Origin of the sequence: Streptomyces sp. NPDC048392, from assembly GCF_043200575.1 — a bacterium.
GTDB lineage: Bacteria > Actinomycetota > Actinomycetes > Streptomycetales > Streptomycetaceae > Streptomyces.
In genome coordinates this window covers 187,602-209,738 of the sequence record NZ_JBICYB010000005.1, presented here as the reverse complement: position 1 = coordinate 209,738, position 22,137 = coordinate 187,602, and the positions used below count along the sequence as shown (strand labels likewise).

General features: G+C 73.9%; 16 protein-coding genes. 3 read left to right on the top strand and 13 right to left on the bottom strand.

The window, feature by feature from the left end; genetic code table 11:
• Positions 1 to 38: 38 nt before the first annotated feature.
• The 10 genes from ACGFYH_RS10750 to ACGFYH_RS10705 all read right to left on the bottom strand — a co-directional run bounded on the left by ACGFYH_RS10750 (position 39) and on the right by ACGFYH_RS10705 (position 12,853).
• The gene (locus ACGFYH_RS10750; protein WP_393802775.1) at positions 39 to 1,997 is read right to left on the bottom strand and encodes a putative baseplate assembly protein; all 1,959 of its coding nucleotides are present in this window, start codon (positions 1,995 to 1,997) and stop codon (positions 39 to 41) included.
• Complete coding sequence (locus ACGFYH_RS10745; RefSeq protein WP_393802774.1) at positions 1,997 to 2,458, bottom strand: GPW/gp25 family protein; 462 nt, start codon at positions 2,456 to 2,458, stop codon at positions 1,997 to 1,999. Before ACGFYH_RS10745 ends, ACGFYH_RS10750 begins: the two co-directional genes overlap by 1 nt.
• Before the next feature lie 67 nt (positions 2,459 to 2,525).
• Entirely contained in the window at positions 2,526 to 4,442 is a 1,917-nt protein-coding gene (locus tag ACGFYH_RS10740) for a VgrG-related protein (protein WP_393802773.1), read from the bottom strand.
• The gene (locus ACGFYH_RS10735) at positions 4,442 to 5,161 is read right to left on the bottom strand and encodes a LysM peptidoglycan-binding domain-containing protein (RefSeq protein WP_393802772.1); all 720 of its coding nucleotides are present in this window, start codon (positions 5,159 to 5,161) and stop codon (positions 4,442 to 4,444) included. The genes ACGFYH_RS10740 and ACGFYH_RS10735 overlap by 1 nt, the downstream gene beginning before the upstream one ends.
• A gap of 28 nt (positions 5,162 to 5,189) precedes the next feature.
• Entirely contained in the window at positions 5,190 to 5,612 is a 423-nt protein-coding gene (locus ACGFYH_RS10730) for a phage tail protein (RefSeq protein WP_393802771.1), read from the bottom strand.
• A gap of 155 nt (positions 5,613 to 5,767) precedes the next feature.
• Positions 5,768 to 6,595, bottom strand: a complete 828-nt coding sequence (locus tag ACGFYH_RS10725; protein WP_393802770.1) for a hypothetical protein — start codon at positions 6,593 to 6,595, stop codon at positions 5,768 to 5,770.
• A 3,435-nt stretch (positions 6,596 to 10,030) separates the two neighbouring features.
• Positions 10,031 to 10,189, bottom strand: a complete 159-nt coding sequence (locus ACGFYH_RS10720) for a DUF6760 family protein (protein WP_007450918.1) — start codon at positions 10,187 to 10,189, stop codon at positions 10,031 to 10,033.
• Complete coding sequence (locus tag ACGFYH_RS10715; RefSeq protein ID WP_393802769.1) at positions 10,186 to 10,704, bottom strand: hypothetical protein; 519 nt, start codon at positions 10,702 to 10,704, stop codon at positions 10,186 to 10,188. Before ACGFYH_RS10715 ends, ACGFYH_RS10720 begins: the two co-directional genes overlap by 4 nt.
• A complete protein-coding gene (locus ACGFYH_RS10710; RefSeq protein ID WP_393802768.1) occupies positions 10,704 to 11,150 on the bottom strand; it encodes a phage tail protein in 447 nt (148 codons plus the stop codon). Before ACGFYH_RS10710 ends, ACGFYH_RS10715 begins: the two co-directional genes overlap by 1 nt.
• A 98-nt stretch (positions 11,151 to 11,248) precedes the next feature.
• Entirely contained in the window at positions 11,249 to 12,853 is a 1,605-nt protein-coding gene (locus ACGFYH_RS10705) for a phage tail sheath family protein (RefSeq protein ID WP_393802767.1), read from the bottom strand.
• Between the two features lie 327 nt (positions 12,854 to 13,180).
• Here ACGFYH_RS10705 and ACGFYH_RS10700 point away from each other — a divergent pair, with 327 nt between their 5' ends.
• The 3 genes from ACGFYH_RS10700 to ACGFYH_RS10690 all read left to right on the top strand — a co-directional run bounded on the left by ACGFYH_RS10700 (position 13,181) and on the right by ACGFYH_RS10690 (position 18,485).
• Entirely contained in the window at positions 13,181 to 16,171 is a 2,991-nt protein-coding gene (locus ACGFYH_RS10700; RefSeq protein WP_393802766.1) for a hypothetical protein, read from the top strand.
• 93 nt (positions 16,172 to 16,264) lie between these two features.
• A complete protein-coding gene (locus ACGFYH_RS10695) occupies positions 16,265 to 16,933 on the top strand; it encodes a DUF4157 domain-containing protein (RefSeq protein ID WP_393802765.1) in 669 nt (222 codons plus the stop codon).
• Between the two features lie 91 nt (positions 16,934 to 17,024).
• On the top strand, positions 17,025 to 18,485 hold the full coding sequence (locus ACGFYH_RS10690) for an RICIN domain-containing protein (protein WP_393802764.1): 1,461 nt from the start codon (positions 17,025 to 17,027) through the stop codon (positions 18,483 to 18,485).
• Positions 18,486 to 18,506: 21 nt separating this feature from the next.
• Here the strand turns inward: ACGFYH_RS10690 and ACGFYH_RS10685 are convergent, their stop codons facing one another.
• The 3 genes from ACGFYH_RS10685 to ACGFYH_RS10675 all read right to left on the bottom strand — a co-directional run bounded on the left by ACGFYH_RS10685 (position 18,507) and on the right by ACGFYH_RS10675 (position 22,064).
• A complete protein-coding gene (locus ACGFYH_RS10685) occupies positions 18,507 to 20,555 on the bottom strand; it encodes an ATP-binding protein (RefSeq protein ID WP_393802763.1) in 2,049 nt (682 codons plus the stop codon).
• Entirely contained in the window at positions 20,552 to 21,232 is a 681-nt protein-coding gene (locus tag ACGFYH_RS10680) for a DUF4255 domain-containing protein (RefSeq protein WP_393802762.1), read from the bottom strand. The genes ACGFYH_RS10685 and ACGFYH_RS10680 overlap by 4 nt, the downstream gene beginning before the upstream one ends.
• Positions 21,233 to 21,404: 172 nt before the next feature.
• Positions 21,405 to 22,064 carry a LuxR C-terminal-related transcriptional regulator gene (locus tag ACGFYH_RS10675; RefSeq protein WP_393802873.1) on the bottom strand — a complete coding sequence of 220 codons (660 nt, stop codon included), beginning with the start codon at positions 22,062 to 22,064 and terminating at the stop codon, positions 21,405 to 21,407.
• Positions 22,065 to 22,137 lie beyond the last annotated feature (73 nt).

Genomic DNA, 22,137 nt, shown 5'->3' with positions numbered 1-22,137 from the left:
GCCGAGTCCGTCGACGGAGCCCCGGTAGGAGGCGGCCGTCACGCGCCGTCCCCGATCACGCGGACCCGGTGGTCGAAGGAGAAGACCAGTGCGGGCGCTTCGAGGTCGATGCGGTCGGTGGGGTCGCCGCGCTTGCCGGTGAGCGGGTCGGCGGGGTGCAGGACCACCTCGTCGACGAGTTCGACGCCGGGCACCCGCTGGAGCACGGCGAAGACCTCGCCGGTCTGTACGGGACGTCCGAAGGGCCAGCCCTTGCCGTCGGTGCCGCCGGTGAGCGGGTCGAGGTGCCGGTAGAGGGCGTCGTGGGCCTGGCGGCGCACGCGGTCGGCGTCGACGCCGCGGAAGGCGTGGACGGTCGCGACGACGGTGACGCCCTGGTAGTAGGGCGGGCCGACGGCGAGGCGGGTGCCGATCAGGCGGCGTTCGTCGAGGTAGCGGGTGATGCGGCCCAGGAGGGCGTCGCCGGGGACGAGTTGCTCGAAGCGGAGCCGCCCGCCCGGGTCGGGAACGGCCTGGGGGACGACGAGGACGCGGACGGCGTGGGCGCCGTGTTCGTTCTCCTCGCCCTCCAGGCAGGTGATGCGGGCGGTCTCGGGGGCGGCGCGGCGGGCGAGTTCCTCGTAGTCGCGCAGGGTGACGGCGCGTTCCTGGGCGCGGAGCGTGATCGGTGCCCGCAGTTTCGCCTCCTCGACGGTCTCGCCGTCGACGCCGCCGCGGGCGGCCTCGCGGTTGACGACCTCGGAGACGTACGGGATGGAGGTGCGCAGCACCTGTACGGCGCCGCGGGCGACGTTGCCGGCCCTGCCTCCGCCGGTGCGGTAGCGGCGGGCGCGGATGACGGCGCCCTTGGGGGCGACGGTGCCGTACTGGCGCAGGGTGCCGTCGGCCTCTCGGACGGCGGGGCCGAAGGCGATCTCGCCGGTCGCGGCGTCCAGGGTGATGTGGTGGTCGTCGGGGCGGGAGCCCGAGAAGTGCGGGACGACCTGCCAGTCCTGCCAGCCTTCGTCGTCGGCGGTCTGCAGGAGGACCGGCGGGTCGTCGGCGACCACGGGGGCGTGGTTGAGCCGCAGCCGCTGGCCGGGCAGGCCGGTGGACTCGCCGAGGGCCTCGTCGTACACGGTCTCGGCGTGCACGGTGCCGGTGGTGCCGCCGATGGTGTAGGCCTCGGCGGAGCGGATGGTCGGCGAGGTGGTGTAGAAGGGCTGGCCGGGCAGGGGGTCGGTGACCCGGCAGCGGATCCAGCCGGCCTCGTGGCCGCCGTTGCGGGACAGGACGTGCCCGCCGGGTATGTGGAGCACGATGTCGCCGGGGCGGTTGAGGCCGCCGGTGCCGTCCCGGTCGACCTCGCAGAGCTGCCAGCCGTCCTCGGTCCAGGCCTCCCAGACCAGGGGCGGCTGCCGGGGGTCGACGCCGACACCGTCGACGCGGCTGTCGAGTTCCAGGGCGAGTGCGCAGTGCGGGGTGGCGGCGCTGAGGCCGATGAGCATGCAGTCACCGGGGTTCGGGGCCTCGGCGAAGCACATCACGTCCTTGCTCTCGGCGAGGTCCGTGGTCCGGTCGGTGACGGCTGCGCCGCGGTGCTGCACCACCAGGTGGCCGAGCGAGCACGGTACGACGGTCAGGTCGCCCACGGTGGCGAAGACGATGGCCTCGTCCCGCTCGGTGCGCAGGGTGGCGACCTCGGTGCCGACCGGGACGAGGATCGCGTCCTCCTGCGGCGCGGACAGCCAGAAGGTGACGTCCGTGCGGGCGGCGGACGGCGGGAAGAGCGTGATGCCGACCAGGTCGAGGAAGGCGAGGTGGTTCTTCTCCGGCACCCGGTTGAGGCGGTAGACGATCTGGTCGGCCATGTGGGCGACCGTCTCGACGAGGGTGACGCCGGGGTCCGAGACGTTGTGGTCGGTCCACTCCGGGGCGCGCTGCTGGATGTAGCGCTTGGCGTCGTCTACGAACTGCTGGAAGCGGCGGTCGTCGAGGTTGGGGGAGGGCAGGGACATCAGCGGTCGCTTTCGGGAGAGCCCGGGTGGCCCGCGGGGCCGGCCGGACCGTCGGGGAGGTCCGGCTCGTCGTGGGAGGGGATGACGTAGAAGGGGAAGACGAGGCTGCGCGGGTTGTTGGTGCCGCGGATGGAGTAGCGCACGTCGATGTAGAGGACGCTCTGGTCGGAGCCGGTGGAGACGTCGACCTCGTGGACCTCGATGCGCGGCTCCCAGCGGTCCAGGCTGACGTGCACCTCGTGCTGGATGCGGCCTGCGGTCTGTTCGTTGACCGGGGCGAAGACGAGGTCGTGGATGGCGCAGCCGAACTCGGGGCGCATCGGCCGTTCCCCCGGGGCGGTGGCCAGGACCAGCTGGATGGCCTCCTCGACCTCCCGCTCGCCGCTGACCAGGGCGATGCCGCCGGTGGGGCCGATGCGCAGCGGGAACGACCAGCCGGAGCCGACGAACTGTTCGGCCATCAGGGGGCCACCTGCCTTTTCCGTTTCCTTGGGCCGGCGCACCCGGGGTGCCGGCGGGGTCGTCCGGTCATCCGAAGGGGTACTTGATGGTGTTGACGAAGAAGCCGCCGATCAGGTCGAGTTTGACGGCCTTGATGTTCACGTTGGCCACGGAGGTGATCGACACCATGCCGGTGGCGGTGAGCGTCGCGACGCCGGTCGTCGCCAGGTTCAGGGCACCGCCCATCGCGTTGACGTCGACCATGCCGCCCAGTGACGTGAGGCTCACCAGGCCCTTGCCCTTCATCGTGAGCGTGCCGCCGCTCTCGATCATGACCGACCGGCGTCCGTACAGCTTGAGCATCGTGCCCGCCTCCACCGTCACCGAACGGCTGCCGGTGATGCTGACGGAGCCCTTGCTGTCGACGGTGATCTCGGTCTTGGTGCGGTCGAGGTTGATGGTCAGCTTGTCGTTCCCGCTGGCGATCCGGACACCCTGTTTGCGCCCGCCGGTCCGCTGGCTGAGCAGGTCGACGCGGTTGCCCTGGCGGTCGGACACGGTGTGCCGGGTGGCCTGCTTCTTCAGGCCGTCGTGCAGCGGGACGTCGACCTTGGTCGGCAGGTCCCGGCCGTTGTAGAGCCCGCCGATGACGAAGGGGTGGTCCAGCGCGCCCCGGTCGAAGGCCACCAGCACCTCGTCGCCGACGTCCATCGGGAAGACGCCGCCGCCGCCCTTGCCGCCCAGCTGCACGCTGCGCGCCCAGTCGCTGACGTAGGTGTCGTCCAGCCACGGGAACTGGAGCTTGACCCTGCCCTGCTTGAGGGGGTCCTGTACGTCGGTGACCAGGGCGTTGGCGACGCTGGGCAGCCGGGTCGCGCTCGCGGGGTCCACGCCGCCGCTGCCGCCCGAGGCCAGCCCGTACAGGGAGCGCCACTGGCGTCCGCTGACCGTGATCCAGGACTCGTAGGCCTTGCCGTCGCCGAAGTGGTGGCGTACCGAGGTGACGGTGTACTTGCCCTCGAAGGGTTTGCCGACGTCGCTGAGCGCGACGGGCACGCCGGGCCGCAGGTCGGGGCTGCCGTACGCCGCGACCTCCAGCTCGGCGAAGGAGGAGGTGACGTCGGCGGCGAGGGCCTTCGCGGCGTGCTGGACCTCGTCCTGCTTGTCGTAGGGGTTGGCGGTCTCGACGAGCTTGGCGGCCTTGAACTTGCCGGCCGCCTCGCCCGGTGTGGAGCCGATGGTGATGCCCGGGTCGGTCCTGGCCGGCGCGACCTCGGTGATCTTCTTCTTGGTGGTGACGTTCCAGCCGCGCGACTCGACCTTGCCGACCTGGTCGGCGGCGGTCACCGCGGCCCGCAGCCGCAGGATGTCGTGGCCGGACTGGAGGACGAAGGCGCTCTTGTCGCCGTCCGTCTGCGGGGAGGGCGCGCCGGACGACGGGTTCGGCCTGACGAACCGGAACTTCCCCTTGGAGTCCACGGACATCACCATGTTGTTCTCGTCGGCGAGCCGGGCGAGGAAGTCCCAGTCGGTGACGTTGGACTGGCTGATGAACCCGTACATGCCCTTCGTCGGCTGGATCCTGCCGATGGACACGCCGTCCATGGCGGCGAGTTTGCGGGCGATGTCCGAGGCCTTCTGGTTGCGGTAGGCGGCCACGCGGCGCTGGCGCATCATGCGGTGCCCGAAGTCGTAGCCGCGGATCACGGTGAAGCTGCCGGTGCCGTCGTAGTCGGCCTCCATGGCGGTGACCTCGCCGGTCAGCAGGGGCTTGCCGACGCCCTGGCCGTCGGCCACCGGCGTGATGACCACCCGGGTGCCGAACTGGACGTTCAGCTTGCCGAGGACCAGGTGGTAGGGGTCGCGGAAGGTCAGGCGGAAGGCCGCGGGGACGCCGACGCCCTGGTCGACCCAGCCCTCGACGAGCATCGGGGCGATGTCGTCGGGCAGCTTCGCGCCGCCGATCCTGACCTGGACGATGCTGGAGAACGCGGGACGCACCATCAGTGCGGCACCTCCTCGGCGGCCGGCAGGACCAGTTCGGTGCCGCTCGTCAGGCGGGACGGGTCGTCGATGCCGTTGGCCTCGGCGATCGCCCGCCAGGCGCCCGCGCTGCCGTACTCGCGCCAGGCCAGCGACTGGAGCGAGTCGCCCGCGACGACCCGGTGCACGCGCTGGGCGGTGAGCGCGCCGGAGGTCGGGTTCTGCCCCCGGGTCGGGCCGGGGATCTCGACCAGCTGCACCTGGCAGGTGGCGCGGATGGGCACGCCGGTGGTGCCGAAGAGGGTGTAGGACGCCTCGATGGACGCGACGTACGCGGTGAACCGGGCCGTCGAGAACGACCCCCACTCGAAGACCACCCAGGGCGGCGAAGGCTGGTCGGCGGCGAGGCTCTTGGCCGTCACCTCGCAGCAGCGCAGCAGCGACTCGACCTTCTTCAGCACCGTGTTGCCGTTGGGCTTGGCGGAGGAGTCCAGGAATATCTCCAGCGTCATCTCCCGCGGCTCGGCGCCCATGAACTGCGGCTTGGCGGCCTTCCGTACGGCCGCCGTCGGCGTCGCCTTCCACTGGGTCCGCTGGGTGAGGGACAGCTGGGCCGGGTTGAACTCGAAGCCGAACGTACGCATCAGCGCGCCGGGCGTGGTGGTGGTGCCGGTGGGCGGCTCGTGGATGGCGAGGTTGGCGCGTACGAGGCTCTTGCCGGCGCCCTTGCTGGTGGCCATGGGTCTTCCTCTCTGCTCTGCGGCGCCGTCAGTCCGTGAACCCGTGGTGGGCGATCTCCAGGACCTCGGTGGCCACGGACAGGTTGCCGGGGTCGAGGGTGGGGCCCTGCCAGCTGACGGGCAGTACGTCGATCAGTCCCCAGCGGGCGACCAGCGACCCGTCCGCGCGCAGGGCGGAGATCTGGGCGGTGGGCCGCTTGATGCCGGTCTGCACGGAGGAGATCCACTTGGCGACCTTCGACGTGTCCGGCGTGAGAGGGCGGGTCAGCCGGATGTTGGAGAAGGTGACGCGGGTGGGCAGTTGCCATACAAACCCGTTGTTGCCGCCCTCCTGCCGCTGTTCGACCTCCACCTGCGTCGACAGGCCTTCGCACCCGTTGAAGTAACCGAGGCTCTCGCCGTCGATGGCGAGGCTGAACCAGATGGAGGAGCCCGGGTCCTGGCGGGACATCGGAGGCGACCTTTCTGTCGGGTGGATCGGTGGAGCGCGGGCGGGCGGTCGGCGGCGGCGGGCCGTCATCGGGGGCGGGTGGCCGTCACCGGGGGCGGTCCGCCGTCATCGGGGGCGGGTGGCCGTCACAGGCGCACGTTCATCGGGGGCGGTGGTCATCGTGGGTCGCGCAGTCTGCCGATCCGTTCGCGGTCCATCCGCAGTTCGGTGCGGACGAGGCGGGTGACGCGGCCGATGATCCGGTGCACGAGTTCGTCGAGCTGGAAGTCGGTGAGTTCGCTCGGGTCGAACCCGCCCGCCGGGACCGCCGTGTACTCGGGCGGCGGCCCGCCGCCCTCCTCCGCGTACGGGGGCGGGCCGCCGGGCGGTGGCGCGCTGTGGGGAGGCGGCGCGCTGTACGGCGGCGGGGGCGGCTCGGCCGGGGTGTGCCGGGACGGGGACGAGGGGGACCGCAGGCCGGGGAAGGTGGCGGCCACGGTGTTCACCGCCGCGGCGGCCAGGGCCCGGGTGGTACGGCCGAGCGCCCGCTGCACGGGGGGCGTGCCGGCGGGGGCCGTGTCCGGGCGTGACTCCGTGGGTGCCGTCGGCGCCGTCGGTGCGGACTGGGTGCCGACGGGCTGGAGCGGGCGGGCCGGAGCGGGCGGGGGCGGGGTGAGAGGGGCCACCGGGAGCGGGGTCCGGGACGCGGTGGCGCCGGGCGACACGGGCCTGCGCAGGGGTACGGCCCTGGCGGGGGCGCGCTGGACGGCGCCCCGCTGGACGGCTGCGGGCGTGGGGCCGCCGCCGTCCGGCAGAGGGAGGGGCGTGGTGAGGGGCGGCGCGGTGGCGGCCGCCGGGGCGGTCTGTCGCGGGGGCACCGGGGAGGACACCGGAAGCGGAGAGGGGGCGGCCGCGGCGGAGGCCGTGGTCGTGAAGGGTGGTGCCGCCGGGAGGGCCGCGGAGGTGGTGGCCGGTGGGCCGGCCGGTGCGGTGGCGCGCTGCACGGGCAGAGGCGTACGGGCCCCGGCGGGGGCGGAGCCGGGGGGCGCTCCCGGAAGGCGCGCGGCGAGCGGCGCGGTGTCGGCCGGGGGCAGGGGGGAGCCGGTCGGGGAGTGCCGCGCGGGCTGTACGGACGGCCCCGGCGGGGCGGAGGGCGTGGGCGCCTGCGAGGCGGCGGAGGGCGTCGGCGTCACGGTCGGGCGTACGAGGTCGGCGGGTCCGGACGAGGTGGGGGCACCGAGACCCGGACGACGCGCCGGGGCGCTGCGCTGCACGGGGTGTGCCGGGGCGGCGGGACGGGTGGTTACCGACCGGTCCGTTCCCGGCGGGGAGAGCGGTGTGGCGGGAGCTCGTCCGGCCCGCGTGGCCCGCGTGCCCTGCTTGGCTTGGCTGGCCTCCGTGCTCTCTGTGTCCTGTGTGTCGTATGTGCCATATGTGCCCGGCGTGCCCGGCGTGCCCGGCATGTTCTGCGTGCTCTGTGTGAGCTGGGTGACGGGGCTCTGGGCAGCACGTGGGGCGGGGGGCGTCGCCGGGGCTTCGAGGTGCGGTGCGGGCGCCGGGCCGCCGACGGGCGCGCTCGGCACGCCGCCCTGCCGGTCCGTGGCGCGCTGGACCGGGGGCCGCGGTGCCGCGCCCGGAGCGCCGGGGGCGTGGTGGGACGGCGAGGTCTGGGCGGCCTGCCTGGTCCGTGCGGCCCGCTCGGTCTGTGCGGGGAGCGACGGCTGGGGCGTCTCCGGCCGGCCGGGGGCTGCCGCCTTGCGCTGGACCGGGGACTGCGGTCCGGTCGGTGTGCCGGGACGGCCGGGGGCCGCGGAGGGCTGGTTCGCCGATGAGGGCGACGCCGGGGACGCCGGGGACGAGGGGGACGACGGTTGCGTCGAGGAGCGCCGGGCGTCGGTGGAGCCGCCGGTACCGGCCGGGCGTGAGGCGGACGGTGCCGCCTCTTTGCCGCCGGGTCCCGGGTCCGGGTTGGCACGGGCCACGGCTCGCTGTACCGGCGGGGGCGGGGTACCGGGTGCGGCACCTCCGGGCCGGGTGCCGGTGTCGCGTCCCTCGGGGGACGGGGCGGAGCGGTCGGACGGGGGGACCGCTCGCCGGACGGGAGTGTCGGACGGTGCGTCGGCTCGGGGCGCGGTCGAAGGCCGGGTGAGTGCGGGGCCGTTGTGCGGGGCCGCCGTCCGTTGGACCGGCGGTACGGTCGGGGTGGCTGCTGCCGACGCCGACGCCGACGCCGACGCCGACGCCGACGCCGTGCGGTCGGAGGGCGGGCTGCCGGTGCCGACGCGGGACGCGGGCGTGCCGGGGCGGGGTGCCGCCGCCCGCTGCACGGGGAGGCCGGTCGTGGCGCCGTCGGCCGGGGCGGGCGTGCCGCCGGGAGCCGACGCGGGCTTGGGAGTGGTGCGGGGATGGGCGGAGGGCGTGGGCCCGGACTCCGCGCTGCGCGACGGGGTTCCGGCCGACGCCGCGCCCTCCGCGCCGCTCGGCGTGGGACCGGGCTGGGGCACGGCTCGCTGCACGGGGGTTCCGGACGCCGTGTCGTTGCCGGATGGGGGCGGTGCCGTCCGGTCGCCGGACCGGGAAATGGCGGGCCCGAGCCCCGGCTTGGGCCGGGATGCCGTCCGTTGGACCGGAGGGCCGGGCGGTGTGGTGCCTGGTGTGGCCGGTCGGTGCTGGCCGGTGCGGGCGGTGGTTGCTGGGGTGGGGCGGCCCGTCGGGGCGGGGCCGGTCGGGGCGGCGGGGTGTTGTGCGGGCGTGCCGGAGGTGGCGCCGTTGCCCGGCGCGGGCATCGTGCCGCTGCCGGACGGGTGCGCGGATCGCTGCGCCGGCGTACCGGGGGTACCGGGTGGCGTACCGCTCTCCCGTGGGGGCGTCGGGCTGCCGCTGCCGGGTTGTGACGCGGGACGCTGTACCGGTGCGCCGGACGCGGTGCCGCCGGTCGTGCCAGTCGGCACGGAGCCGGCCCGCGAGACGGCGGAGCGCTGTACCGGAGGCGTGGCCGCCGCGCTGCCGCCGCTCCGGTGCACGGCTCGCTGCACCGGCGTACCGGGTGCCGCGGCGCCGGAAGCGCTCCCCGGTGCCGGAGTGCTGCTCTGAGCGTCCGTGCCCGGCGTCGCTTCCGTGTGGGGCACCGCCTGCGGTGCGGGAGGGCGTGACGGGGCGGTGTCGTCGGCGGTCGAAGGGTGCTGCCGCGGGCGCACGGCTCGCTGCACCGGCGTACCGGGTGCCGCGCCGGAAGCGCTCCCCGGTGCCGGAGTGCTGCTCTGAGCGTCCGTGCCCGGCGTCGCTTCCGTGTGGGGCACCGCCTGCGGTGCGGGAGGGCGTGACGGGGCGGTGTCGTCGGCGGTCGAAGGGTGCTGCCGCGGGCGCACGGCTCGCTGCACCGGCGCACCGGATGCCGCGGTGGGCGTGGGCGCCGCGGGCGCCGTCGGAGCGGCGCCGGAACGGTGTACCGGGGAGGCGCCCCCGGCCGGTGCCGAGCCGGGGTCCGCTCGGTCGCCGTCCGCCGACGAAGGTGCCGTCCCGGAGGACGCCGGGGGTGAGCCGGTGGTCCGGCGGCTCGCCGGCAACGCCCGGCGCTGCACGGCCGAAGCCGCGGACGGAGCCCTGGTCAGGGCTTGCCGCGGGTGCGGGGCGGCGGGCGGCACCGGGGTCACCCGGACCCCGCGGGCGGCCTGGGCCGGTGCGCTCGCGGACGCCGGGGACGCCGCCGACCCGGCGGAGCGCGCCCGCTGGACCGGCGGGGCCGCGGACGCGGGGGCCGACGGCGCGACCGCCGGGGACGCCGCACCCGGCCCGCCTCCGCGCACACCGCGCGTACCGGTCGCGCCGGGCGAACCGCCGCGCCCACCCGGCACGGAGGAAGAGGAGGTCCGCACCCCGGGCGAAGCGGCCGAACCGCCCCGCGCCCCGGGAACGGGACCCGCGGCGGCGGCCGGTGCCTGGGCCGGTGCCGGGGCGTTTGCCGGTATCGCCCGCAGCGGGGCGACCGGCATCCGCTGCACCGGCGGTGTGCCGGGCGGGGTGGCCAGTGGCGCGGGGGACGTCCGGCCGCCCGGCGTGCCGAAGACGCCCGACAGCAGGCTGTCGCCGGACGCCGGGTTCAGTACCGCGGGGGACGGCGCCCCCGTGAACGACGGGTTCTGCCACGTCGGAAGGCGGCCGCCGAAACCGGCGTCCGCCACCCCCGTACGCGTCGCGCCCGTCGCCCGCCGGATCGGCGGCAGGCCCGTCCAGGCGGCGACGGCCACGGGCGCGGGGCCGGCCGCGGGCGCCGTACTCCCGCCCGCGGCCGGACCCGAATCCGTGCCTGAGCCCGGGTCGGAACCCGGGCCCGTGCCCGAGTCAGGACCCGTGCCCGGGGGCGACACCGCGGACGACGCGGACCCGCTCCCTCCGCCGCCGTCCCGACGGCCCCGCAGCCGGTCCAGGAATCCCACTGATCAGCCCTCCGCCGTGCCACGCGTCACGAGGGACGCGATCTGGTCCGTGTACCGGCGGCGGTCCTGGTGTTCCAGGTCCAGGATCGCCTCCAGGCTCCAGTGGAAGTGGTAGGCGACGTACGCGATCTCCTCGTGCAGCCGGTCGGTCGCGTACGTCACGATTCCCCCAGGCGGCTCCCGCCGAGTTCCACCTCGAAGGGTTCCGAGCAGTGCGGGCACTCGACGGCCGCGCGGGTGTGGCCCTCCGCGTTGATCTGGCGGTAGAAGTCCTGGAGGAACGCCAGGTCGGAGGCGAACATGTTCTCCACGACGCCGTCGTGCACCATCGCCAGCGTGCCCAGCCGGGTGATGACCCGGCCGAGCAGCACCACCGACAGGTACGCCGGGTTCTCCTGCACCCGCACGTCGCGCAGCGGGATCAGTTCGTCCCGTGCCGTCGACAGGCGCATCACGCCGTCCCGGTGCACCGTGCCCGACTCGTCGACGTACCCGCGCGGCAGCTCGAAGGGGAACTCGGTCCGCAACTGCTGCCGCGGTGCCGCGTCCACGGGCGGCCCGGCCGGAGGGCCGGCCGGCGCCTCCGCCGGTGCGGCGGCGGGAGCCGAACGGGGGAAGTCCGCTCCCGCCACCGCGGCCTGGGGTGCCGCGGGCGCCCTGCCAGGCGTACGCCGCATTACTCGATGACCAGTTCTTCGAACACGATGGTGACGCTCTCGGTCAGCGCGGCGGCCTCGCCCGCCTTCACCGTGCTCGTGTCGATCTTGCTGCACCAGGCGTTGCGCAGGTTGTACCGCTTCACCGGGTTGTCCTCGAAGTCCATCATGATGATCGAGGCGTTCTTGCGGGCGGTGGCCATGCGGCCGTTGATGGAGTCGTTGATCCACTGGGTGAACGACGCCGACTGGGTCATACCGCGCACGACGGTGCACTGACCGTCCTTCTGGGTGCCCGGCAGCAGCGCGATCTCGTTCTTTCCGGTCGCGCCGTTGTTCTGCGGGTACTTGATGACGTCCTGTTCGAGGGTGAGGCCGCTGACCTCGGCGAGGTACTCGACCATCACCCCGTCGATCTGGAGACCGAAATTGTGTGAAGTGAGGGAGTCACCCGGGTTGAGACTCATGTGTTCGCTGTCCTTCTGAAGCTGCTTGACGATGGCGTACGGGGCGACGCCTGGGGTGGCGCGCGCGGATCACGGAGACACGACGGACGGACCGCCGCCTACTCCTCCAGCTCCCCGCTGCCGCTGGAGAACTGGGCCAGCCGGAAGATCACGAACTCGGCGGGCTTCACCGGCGCGATACCGATCTCGCACACGACGCGGCCGAGGTCGACCGACTCCGGCGGGTTGGTCTCCTCGTCGCACTTGACGTAGTAGGCCTCGGTCGGGCTCTGGCCGAACAGGGCGCCGCTGCGCCACTCGTTGACCAGGAACGCGGAGACGTTGCGTCGGATGCGGGCCCAGAGGTTGTGGTCGTTCGGCTCGAACACCACCCACTGGGTGCCGATCAGGATCGACTCCTCCAGGTAGTTGAAGTACCGGCGGATGTTCAGGTAGCGCCACGCCGGATCGGAGGAGAGCGTGCGGGCGCCCCAGACGCGGATGCCGCGGCCGGGGAAGGAGCGGATGCAGTTGACGCCGATCGGGTTGAGCAGGTCCTGCTCGCCGCGGGTGATCTGCAGTTCGAGGTCCACGGCGCCGCGGACGACCTCGTTGGCGGGGGCCTTGTGCACGCCGCGCTCGGAGTCGTTGCGGGCCCAGATGCCGGCGACGTGGCCGCTCGGCGGGACCAGGCGGGACTGGCCGGTCGCCGGGTCGAAGGACTTGATCCAGGGGTAGTACAGGGCCGCGTACTTGGAGTCGTAGCCGGCCGTCTCCTGCCGCCAGACGCGGATCTGGCGGGCGTTCTGGCTGGGCGGCGGGTCGATGATGGCGACGCGGTCGCCCATCAGCTCGCAGTGGGCTATGAGGCCGAGCTGGACGGCCTTGACGGCCTCCAGGTCGATCGCGCCGCGCTGATAGGCGGCCATCAGGTCGGGCACCGCGACCATGGAGATCTCGTCGATCGCCTCCAGGCCGCCGAAGCCGGTGCGGTCCGAGGAGTCGCCGAGGTACTCGGCCGGGCCGGGGTGCGCGCTCTCGTTCCGCGCGGCCGGGACGCCGGGGGCGGCGGCCGGCGGTGCGGGCAGCGTCAGGGTCTGGTTCTCCGGCCGGGCCAGCTGCGCGGACGGCGCGGCCTCGGTCACGGTGATGAGCTTGGAGCGCTCCTTGACCTGCGTGACGACGTAGGAGCGATTGCCCTTCTTGGCGCTCACGTCGAAGGTCTCGACCGGCTTGTCGCCGTCCTTGACGATCAGCCTGAAGCGCTCGGCGGGGCCCTCGCCCTCGGGGTCGGCGACCTCGACGGTCAGCGGGCCGCTCCGGCCGGCGGCGGTGGCCGCCACGGCGAACGTGCCGAGCTGCTTGGGCTCGGCGGCGGGCAGCGCGGCCTTGGCGGCGCTGCCGGTGACGGCGGCCGGCGCGGAGGTGCCCCCGACGGTGTCCTCGGCGGCGTCCTCGGCCGAACCGCCGACCCGGACGACGTAGGCGGCGGAGCCACCGTTGTTGAAGAACCCGTAGACGGAGTGCGCGAGGTAGTACCCGCCGGTGAAGTCACCGAAGGCCGCGACGTACTGCGTCCAGTTGGTCACCAGCGTGGGCTCGTTCAGCGGGCCGGTCGGCGCGAGCCCGACGAAGGCCGCCACCGAGGTGCCCACTCCCTCGATGGGGCGCGAGCCGCTGGCCACCTCCTCGACGTAGACGCCGGGCGACAGGTAGGACGGCATGCTCTGCTCTCCTCGGGGTACGAGACAGGACGCCCCTCAGCCTCACGCGCGCGTTGCCCCCGCCGAAACGGCCTCCGGTGCCGGAGCGGGGGCATGTTCATTGCCCCTGGTCGTGCCCGTTGGGGCAGACTCCTCGTCCTCCCCCGCCTTTCCCCGGGGGACCCCTGGTGGACGACTGGCGTTTCTCTTCAACATCGTGTGTGGAGAGTCAGTTCGCCAGGATGTCATCTTGCGATCACACCCCGTTCCGGGGTGCGCCGTCCCGCCGCACCGGGGCGCTGCCCCGCGCGAGCGGGGACGGTGACGGGACGTCAGGAAAGGTTGTCCGTGTCGGACCGCTTGCACGAGACGCAGACCCGCCGCACGGCCGCTGCCGCCCCGAGCAGGCCCCGCCCGCAGGAGGCGCGGCCGCCACTGGCCTCCTTGCAGGCCAAAGCAGGCAACAAGGCCGTTGCCATGGCGATCCAGCGCGCGACCGCCACCCGTGCCGCCGACACCGCGGGCCAGGTCCGGGCCGGCTCCTCGACACCGGAATCCGAGCAGGACCCCGGCAGGCGTCGGCAGGAGGAGGCCGAGGCACGGAAGCAGCAGGCCGAGACCGAGGCACAGGAGCGCAAGGGGGACGCCGCGGCTGCCGCGCTGGGGCGGGCGGACGCCCAGGCCGAGGTGTGGCAGTGGTCAGGGACCGCGAGTACGGCGCGGAAGCAGGCGGCCGAGGCCGCGGCCGAGGCGGAGGAGTGGACGGGGAAGGCCGAGGTCGCGGCGCGGGGGCGGGCGGCGGCCACGGACGAGGCGGCGGACTGGACGGACAAGGCCGGGGCCGCGGCGCGGGGGCGGGCGGCGGCCACGGACGAGGCGCGGTCCCGGGCCGGAGCCGAGGGTGAGGCGCGGAAGCGGGCGGCCGAGGCCGAGGGTGAGGCGCGGAAGTGGACGGCTCGGGCCGAGGCAGCGGCGAAGAAGCAGGCCGAGGCCGAGGCCGAGGTGAGGGCTTGGGCGGCCGAGGCCGAGACGGCGGCGAAGAAGCAGGCCGAGGCCGAGGCCGCTGTGGAGAGATGGGCGGCGGAGGCCGAGACGGCGGCGAAGAGGCGGGCCGAGGCCGAGTCCGTGGCGCGGGCCCGGGCGGAGGCCGAGGACGAGGCGAAGACGCAGGCGGGGAAGGCCGAGGCCGACGCCCGGGAGCAGGCCGCGGTCGAGGCCGAGGTACGCAAGTGGGCCACTGCGGTGGCCGAGGCGCAGAAGCAGGCGGCCGAGGCCGAGGCCGAGGTGCACAAACAGGCCGGGGAGGCCGAGGCCGCGGGGGAGAAGCGGGCCGAGGCCGCGGACGCGGCGGGGAAGTGGGCGAAGACCGAGGGCGAGGCGAAGAAGCAGACGGCCCGGGCCGCGGCCGAGGCGGGGGAACGGACCAAGGAGGCCGAGGCCGCGGCGAAGGCGCGCGCGGCGGCCGAGGCCGAGGTGAAGAAGCAGGCGACGGCTGAGGACGAGGCGCGGAAGCAGGCGGGGAAGGCCGCCGCCGAGGCGCAGAAGCAGGCCGGCACCGAGAACGACGCGCGGAAGCGGGCCGGGAAGGCCGCGGCTGCGGCGGACGAGCACCGGGGGGCGGCGGCCGAGGCCCAGGCACTGGCGGCGACCGCGGGGCGCAGGCAGCGGCAGACGGGGAAGACCGAGGCCGCGGCGCAGGAGCGGGCGAAGAAGGCCGCGGCCGACGCGAAGAAGGCCGCGGAAGCGGCGCAGCAGTCGCAGCAGTCGCAGCAGTCGCAGCAGACGGAGGAGTCGCAGCAGACGGGGGAGTCGGGGGAGTCGGGGGAGTCGGAGGAGGCGGGGAAGTCCGGTGCCGGGAAGGCGGGCGGCACCAAGGAGAAGTTCAAGCAGACCTTCAGCATCACCAAGGCCAAGCAGAGGATCGATCCGCTCGACACGGCGGTCCTGCGTGGCAGCGCTCCGGTGGGAGCGGGGCTTCGGTCGGAGGCGACGAGCACGTCGGACACCGGCCGGCTGCACGGCACCGCGCTCCAGGGGCAGTTCGAGACCGGTGTCAACGTCGTGAGTACCGGTGCGGGACTCACCAACGACGTGCGCGGCCTGGCCGCCGGGTACAGGGGCCGTGGGGAAAAGGGGCCGTCGTCCCACCAGGCCAGGAAGGACGTGAAGGGGAAGTCCGCCAGCGCCGCGCAGAACACCCTCATGGGCGTCGGAGACGTGTCGAAGATCGCCGACAACGCGGTGAGAACCGCCGGCGACCTGCAGGGGGTGGGCATTCTCGGGGATGTCGCCGCCGGTACCGCCGTGGGATTCTCCACGCTCATCGCCGCCCGTGACGCCGTGGTCATCAAGGGCACCATCGAGAAGTACAGGAAGATCAGGGAGCATTCCCGGGGCACCGCCGCGGAACGGCGGCGGAGGCTGCAGACGGTACTGGACGAGGTGGGGGAAGCGAGTGACGAACTGGCGCGGGAAACCTCGGAACTGTCCGGTGCGCAGGACGCTTCGGCCGAAGAGACGCTGACGGCCATCGCGCGTCTGCGGTCGCGCATCGAGGGCCTCAGGACGGAGTTGCTCGAGCACCTCGCCGGCGGCGAGAAGTACGCGATGCGCAAGCAGAGGAACAAACTCCTCAAGCGCGGAGCCAGCCTGGGGGGCAACATAGCGCGCGCCACAGGCGGCGCCCTGGCGATCGCGACCATCGCCGGAGCGCTCGGTGGCCCGGCCGCACCCATCACGGGCGGCGTGGCAGCGGCCTTCCTCGGCGGCCTCGCGGTCTACAAGGGAGGCAAGAAGGGCGCCAAACGCGTTGAGGCGAAGCGGCATCCCGAGAAGTGGGCCCGGACCACGTCGGCGCAGGACACGGGCGAGAGCACCGAAGCGCCCAAGGACACCGAAACGCCCGTCGCCGAAACCTCCGTCACGCAAACCCCCGTCGCCGAAGCGCCCGTCACCGAAACCCCCGGCGCCGGTGCTCCCGTCACCGGGGCAGTCACGGACACTGCGGCGCCCGGCAACGGCAAGCGCAGAAAGCGCGACGCGGCGGCGGAGTTGCTCGACTCGACAGCGGAGTTCCTCAAGGTGACGAAATCCGTCCAGCAGGGCGAGCGGCAGGTCATGGCGCAGGAACTCTACGCGCTCGCGGCCGGACCGGCCGTCCCCGCGAGCAAGAACGTGCCCAACGACATCCGCGCACTGGCACGTGGGGTGCTCAAGGACATCAAGTGCGGCCCCGAAAGGCACAACCAGTCAGAAGCGGAATGGCTGGAGTCGCTCAACGACCCCGACCAGCAGGAGCAGTGGGAGTCGGCGATAGCCAAGCAGCTCGCCTCGGCCTGAGGGCTGCCCCCGGCACTGCCCGCACGGACCTGCCGGCGGCACGGATGTCCGTCATGCTGGTGGCCGGACATCCGGTGTCGAAGGGAGCAGGGTGTGCGCGCGCACGAGGAAGCCGCCGACCAGAAGGGCGTGCGGGGCGGCCGGACTCCGCGCCCGGCCGTGACCGCGCCCGCCGTCAAAGTGAGCGGCGGGCCGATGACCCCCGCGACGGTCCTGGCGCTCCAGCGTTCCGTCGGCAACCACGTCGTCTCGCGCCTCATCGGCCAGGACGAGCACCGGCACGGCGCCGGCTGCGGGCACGACGGGCTCGCGGACAGCAGCCCCGAGGGCCAGGTCCAGCTCCTCAACGAGGCCATGTCCACGCCGAGCAGCCCGCTCCCGGGACCGCTGCGCTCCGAGGCGGAGTCGTTCTACCAGACCGATTTCTCCCCCGCCCGCTTCCACGACAACCCGGTCGCCCAGCGCGCGACCGCGGCACTGGGCGCCCAGGCCATGACGGTCGGCACCCATGTCTTCCTCGGTCCGCAGGCGGCCGGCCGCAAGGACCTCATCGGTCACGAGCTGAAGCACGTCAAGGAGAACATGTCGGGCGTCCGCGAGACGGGCAACGACAACGGCGCCGGACTCCCCGTGACCGACCCGGGCCAGAGTTCGGAACGGACCGCGGACGCCGACGGTGCCGCCTTCGGCGCGGGTGCGAAGATCGCCCCCTCCGTCGCCGCCCTGGGAGCGGTCACGGACCACGCGGACGAAGCGGAATAGATCCGGGCGCCGAGCAGGCGGCCCTTTCGGGCAAGCGGTACTGCCCCAAGTGCCCCTGACCTCTGGCGAGTTCGCCCGTAGCCTCGTTTCGGTGAGCCTATGGACTTCTCTGGAGCCCGCGTCCGCGACGGTGGACCCCGGCAGCGGTACGCGTGTGCGGCTGCGGGTGCGTAACACCGGTGATGTGGTGGATGAGTACCGGTTCGAGCCGGTGGGGGAGGTGGCTCCCTGGACGACGGTCGAGCCGCAGACCCTGCGGTTGTATCCGGGGACGACGGGCACGGTGGAGCTGACGTTCGCTCCGCCGCGTACCCCTGACGCGGTGGCGGGTCCGCATCCGTATGCGGTGCGGATCACGCCGACGGAGCATCCGGACGCGGTGACGGTTCCGGAGGGGAACCTCACGATCACGCCGTTCACCGAGGTGCGGGCCGAGCTGGTGCCGCCGACGGTGAAGGGTCGCTTCCGGGGGCGGCCGCGGCTGGCGGTGGACAACCTCGGCAATACGAAGGTGACGGCGTCGGTCGCCGGGAGTGATACCGGGGATCATCTCTCCTACGAGTTGCGTCCGGGGAACGTGCAGATCGAGCCGGGTCGTGCGGCGTTCGTGGAGACGACGCTGAAGCCGCGGCAGATCATCTGGTTCGGGTCGAAGGAGGAGCGGCCGTACACGTTGGCGGTCCGCCGGTCCGGGGTGGACCCGACGGAGGTCGAGGGGACGTATGTGCAGCGGGGCTTCCTGCCGCGCTGGCTGGCCACGTTCCTGGGGATCGCGGTGGCGCTGACCATCGCGTTCGTGATGATCTGGATCGCCTACAAGCCGCAGGTCCGCACGAGTGCGACGGAGCAGACCCAGCAGGCCGGGGCCGCGCTCGCGCCCAGTCCCAGCGCCGCCCCGAAGACCCTGCCCAGCACCGCGGAGTCCGCGCCGGTCGAGCAGCCGCAGACCCAGCAGCCGGTCACGCAGGAGCCGAAGGCCGACGGCGGCGGTGGCGGTGGCGGAGACAAGGGTGGCGGGAAGAAGGGCGGCGGCGAGTCCGAGAAGCCCGGGAAGCCGGCCGTGAAGCCGTTGGTGCCCGCCAAGAACGTCATGCTGCGCAACGCCACCACCAAGATGTGCGCCGAGCTTCCCGGCCGCGAGAAGGGTGAGCTCAACGGCCGCGTCCAGCAGTCGGACTGCAACGAGACCGGCGACAACCAGATCTGGGACCTCGAGGTGAAGTATCCGAAGGGCGGCCCCGGCGGGGCGCCGCTCTTCCAGATCGTGAACGTCAAGGACCGGCTCTGCATGGACCTGCCGGACTACGGGGCCGCGCCCATCAGGACGGACATCACCGAGTACACCTGCGACGGCACGAAGGCCGACAACCAGCTCTGGTGGGCCGACAAGCAGAGCAGTGGCGACTACTGGATCCGCAACTTCGCCAGCAACAACAAGTGCCTGGACGTGAGCGGCTACAGCACGGGCAAGGCCTGGGAGAAGCTCACGCTCTTCGACTGCTCCAACTCCGACGACCAGGAGTGGAAGATCGTCACCCTGACGAAGGAGTGACGGCCGGAGGGCGGCGCGGGCTCACCAGCCGCCTTCCCCCGGGACCAGTCTCCCGGCCTTGCGGTACTCACGGCGGGCGCCCTCCAGGAGGTCGTCCGCCGTCACCGTGCCGTCGCGTCCCGCGGCGAGGTAGGCGGCGGTGACCACCGCGCTGCGGATCGAACCCCCGGCCAGCTCGAAGTCCCGGGCCAGCGGGGCCGGATCGATGCCGTCGTCGGACGGGACGTGCGACAGCCCGTGCCGCCACAGCGCCAGCCGCTGCCCGGCGTCCGGGAACGGGAAGTCCACCACCAGGTCCAGGCGCCGGGTGAACGCCTCGTCGATGTTGGCGCGCAGGTTGGTGGTGAGCAGGGCGATGCCGTCGAACGACTCCAGGCGCTGGAGCAGGTAGGCGCTCTCCATGTTGGCGTACCGGTCGTGCGAGTCCTTGACCTCGGAGCGCTTGCCGAAGACGGCGTCGGCCTCGTCGAAGAGGAGTACCGCGTCGGTGCGGTCGGCCTCCGTGAAGATGCGTTCGAGGTTCTTCTCGGTCTCGCCGACGTACTTGTCGACGACCGACGACAGCTGGACCACGTACAGGTCGAGGCCGAGGTCGGCCGCGACCACCTCCGCCGACAGGGTCTTGCCGGTGCCGGACTCGCCCGCGAACAGGCCGAGGACACCCCGGCCCCTTCCGCCGCCCGCGCTGAGCCGCCAGTCGCCGAGGACACGGTCGCGGTGGCGGGCGCGCAGGGCCAGTTCACGCAGCTGGACGAGGGGCCTGTCGGGCAGCACCAGGTCCCGCCAGTCCACGGCGGGCCGGATCCGTCGGGCGTGGCGTTCCAGACCGGAGGCCGACTGCCGGCGGGCGGCGAGCCGGACGTGCTCGGCGGTGACCGGGGTGCCCTCGAAGGCGGCGAGGGCGCGGGCGGTGTGCGCGGCCCGCTGGATGCGGTCGCCGCCGAGCCGGTACGGGGCGACGGCCGGGGCCAGGTCGAACCCGTCTGCGTCGTCTCCCAGCGCGGCCCGCCAGGCGGCCGCTCCGCCGGCCATGCGGCCCGGCGCGTCCAGGACCAGCGGGTCGGCCGGCGACCAGTGCGGGTCGTACGGCCGGGGGTCGGTCAGCAGCACGGTCACGTCGGCCGCCGCGGTCAGCGCCCGCACCAGGGGGCCCGGCTTCTCGGGCAGGCCCGACACCACGACCGCCCGGCCGCCGAGGCGTGCCTCGCGCAGCAGCTCGGGCACGTGGTCCTCGGGTCCGGTGCAGCGCACCGCGTCGATTCCCGCGGCGTCCAGGACGCAGGCGAGGGCGGCCAGACCGTCGCCCTCGCGCGGTTCGCGCAGGTAGGCGGTGAGCGGGCCCGCGTTCAGCCGGGCGGCCAGGTGGCGTACGAAGTCGCCGGCGCCGGCGGCCGGCAGCGGGTCCGGCATCGGGAGCAGCAGGCCGAGGAGCGCGGCGTCCGGGGTGTCGTCGCCCAGCAGGTGGCCGGTCAGCCGGTCCGGGACGCGCAGCGAACGGGTGAGGAAGGGACGCTCGGGTTCCTCCACCTCCAGCAGGCCGAGGGCGCGCAGCGGCGTGGAGGCGTGGAACCGGGCACGGGCCGCCGGCAGGTGCGCGGGCACCCCGCACAGGTCGAGGGCGAGGCCCACGGTGGCGCGTCGGCGGCTCACGTCGTTGTTGAGGTAGCCGTAGAGCGGCTCGAAGGTGCGGTCGATGTCGGGGGCGAGGGCGATCAGCAGGGCGGCGGAGTCCAGTTCGGTCAGCCGCGCCCGCCCGGCCAGCCGCGCCAGCCGGTCCCCGGGACCGGCCGGACCGCCCACCGAGACCGGCTCGGCGCCCTCGGGCCCGTCGCCGGACGGCCAGGCGCGCAGCAGGTGGTGGACGGCCTCGTCGGACAGGTACAGGCCGCGCAGCGGGTCGTCGGCCGTGGGGTCGGCGGCGGTGCGGTGCTCGACCAGCGCGGTCACCCGTTCCCGCAGCACGTCGAGCCGGGCGAGCAGCACCTGGGCGGGATCGTCGTACGGGCCGGACGCGTCGGGCGCCGGGGCCCCGGGGACGGCGCCCGGTCTCGTGGCGTACGGGGCGTTCACCGTCGTCCCGAACGGCGGTCCGTCGCGTCCTTGCGGGCGGTGCGGGCGGCCGCGACCTGGTGCGGCCGGTGCGACCGTCCCTCCTCGGACATCGGCGGATCGCCCGCCATGCCGCCGACCCGGACCGTCGCGCCCTCGGTGACCGGGGGCCCGGCGTCGTACTCCGGGAAGGCCGGGAAGGGCGCGGTCACCACCAGGTCGAGGGAGGGCTTCAGCTCGCCGCCCAGGGCGGACCAGATCTCGGCGAGGGAACGGGACTCCGTCTGGATGCCCGCCACCGTCAGCGGCACGGACAGGCCGAGCGCGCCCAGTGAGCCGGGGAGCGCGGAGGGCGGCAGCAGCTCGCGGGGCAGCAGCGTCGCCAGCACGGCGGACAGCAGCCGGTGCTCGTCCTGCGGAGTCTTCGTCCAGGCGGTCACCAGGTACGACAGCCGGAACCAGCGCGGCGGCTGGCGGCGCTTGACGACGATGTCGTCCTGGTCGCGCACCGCCAGCTGACCGCGCTGCCGGCGTCCCACGTCCTCACGGATGTCGTACAAGTAGGCGTTGACCACGGGGGCGTTGCGCCGGGCCGCCCAGTCACGGGTGGGTGCCTCGAAGGCCACGTCGATGCCGGAGTCCGTCAACGCCCCGCTTCTGAGAAGGGTCTTGAGGACTTCGTCCACCTCGTGGATCACGCTCGCGCTCCCGCCCTGCCCGCACTCGAGTCCGCGCGGCCCGCCCACTGCCGCAGTCTGTCACCGATCGTGCCCCGGGTGCCGCCCGGCCCGCACGCGTGCCGGGGACGACGATGGGGCAGGACGGCCTGCCCGTACGACCCCGGGGGTCCGCATTCGATTGCCCGTTCGGTCAGATGTAGCCTTCCCGCAGGGCATAGGCCACGGCATGGGCGCGGTTGCGCAGATGGAGCCGCGTGGTGAGTCCGTGCATGACGTTCTTGACGGTGCGTTCGGAGTAGGACAACTTGCCGGCGATCTCTCCGGTGTCGAGACCCTCGGCGACCAGGCGCAGGACGTCCACCTCTCGGGGTGCGAGGCCGAGCGAGGGGGCGCCGGGGCGGCCCGCCGCGCCCCGGTGCAGGGTGCCCACCTGGCTGATGAGCCGGCCCAGCAGGTCCGCGGGCAGGTCGCCGTCACCGCGGGCGGCGGCCAGTACCGCCTGCACCAGCCGGGAGGCGGTGGCCTCGTGCCGCCAGACGATGGCGCCGACGCCGCACTCGACGACGTCGAGCAGTTCGCTCTCCCGGATCGCGCCGATCACGAGCACGGCACGCGCGCCCTCACTGCGCACGATCCGGCGCAGCCGGGTGAGCGCCGCGTCGTCGAGCGCGTCCTCGATGAGCAGGGCCACGGTGCCGGGCCCCGACTCCTCGCGCAGGTCGATCTCCGGGTGCCGGCGCAACTGGCTGACCGCGCCCTCCCGGCTGATCGGGTCCGGAGCGGTCACCGCCACCGGCACCCGCCGGTCGGTGACGCCGACGGCCCCGCCCAGGCCGCGGGCGGAGGTGATGGACGTGGTGGTGTTCCGGGGTGAGTTGAGCAACCGTTTCCCCCCTGTTCACGAGCCCGCCGCACAGCACAGG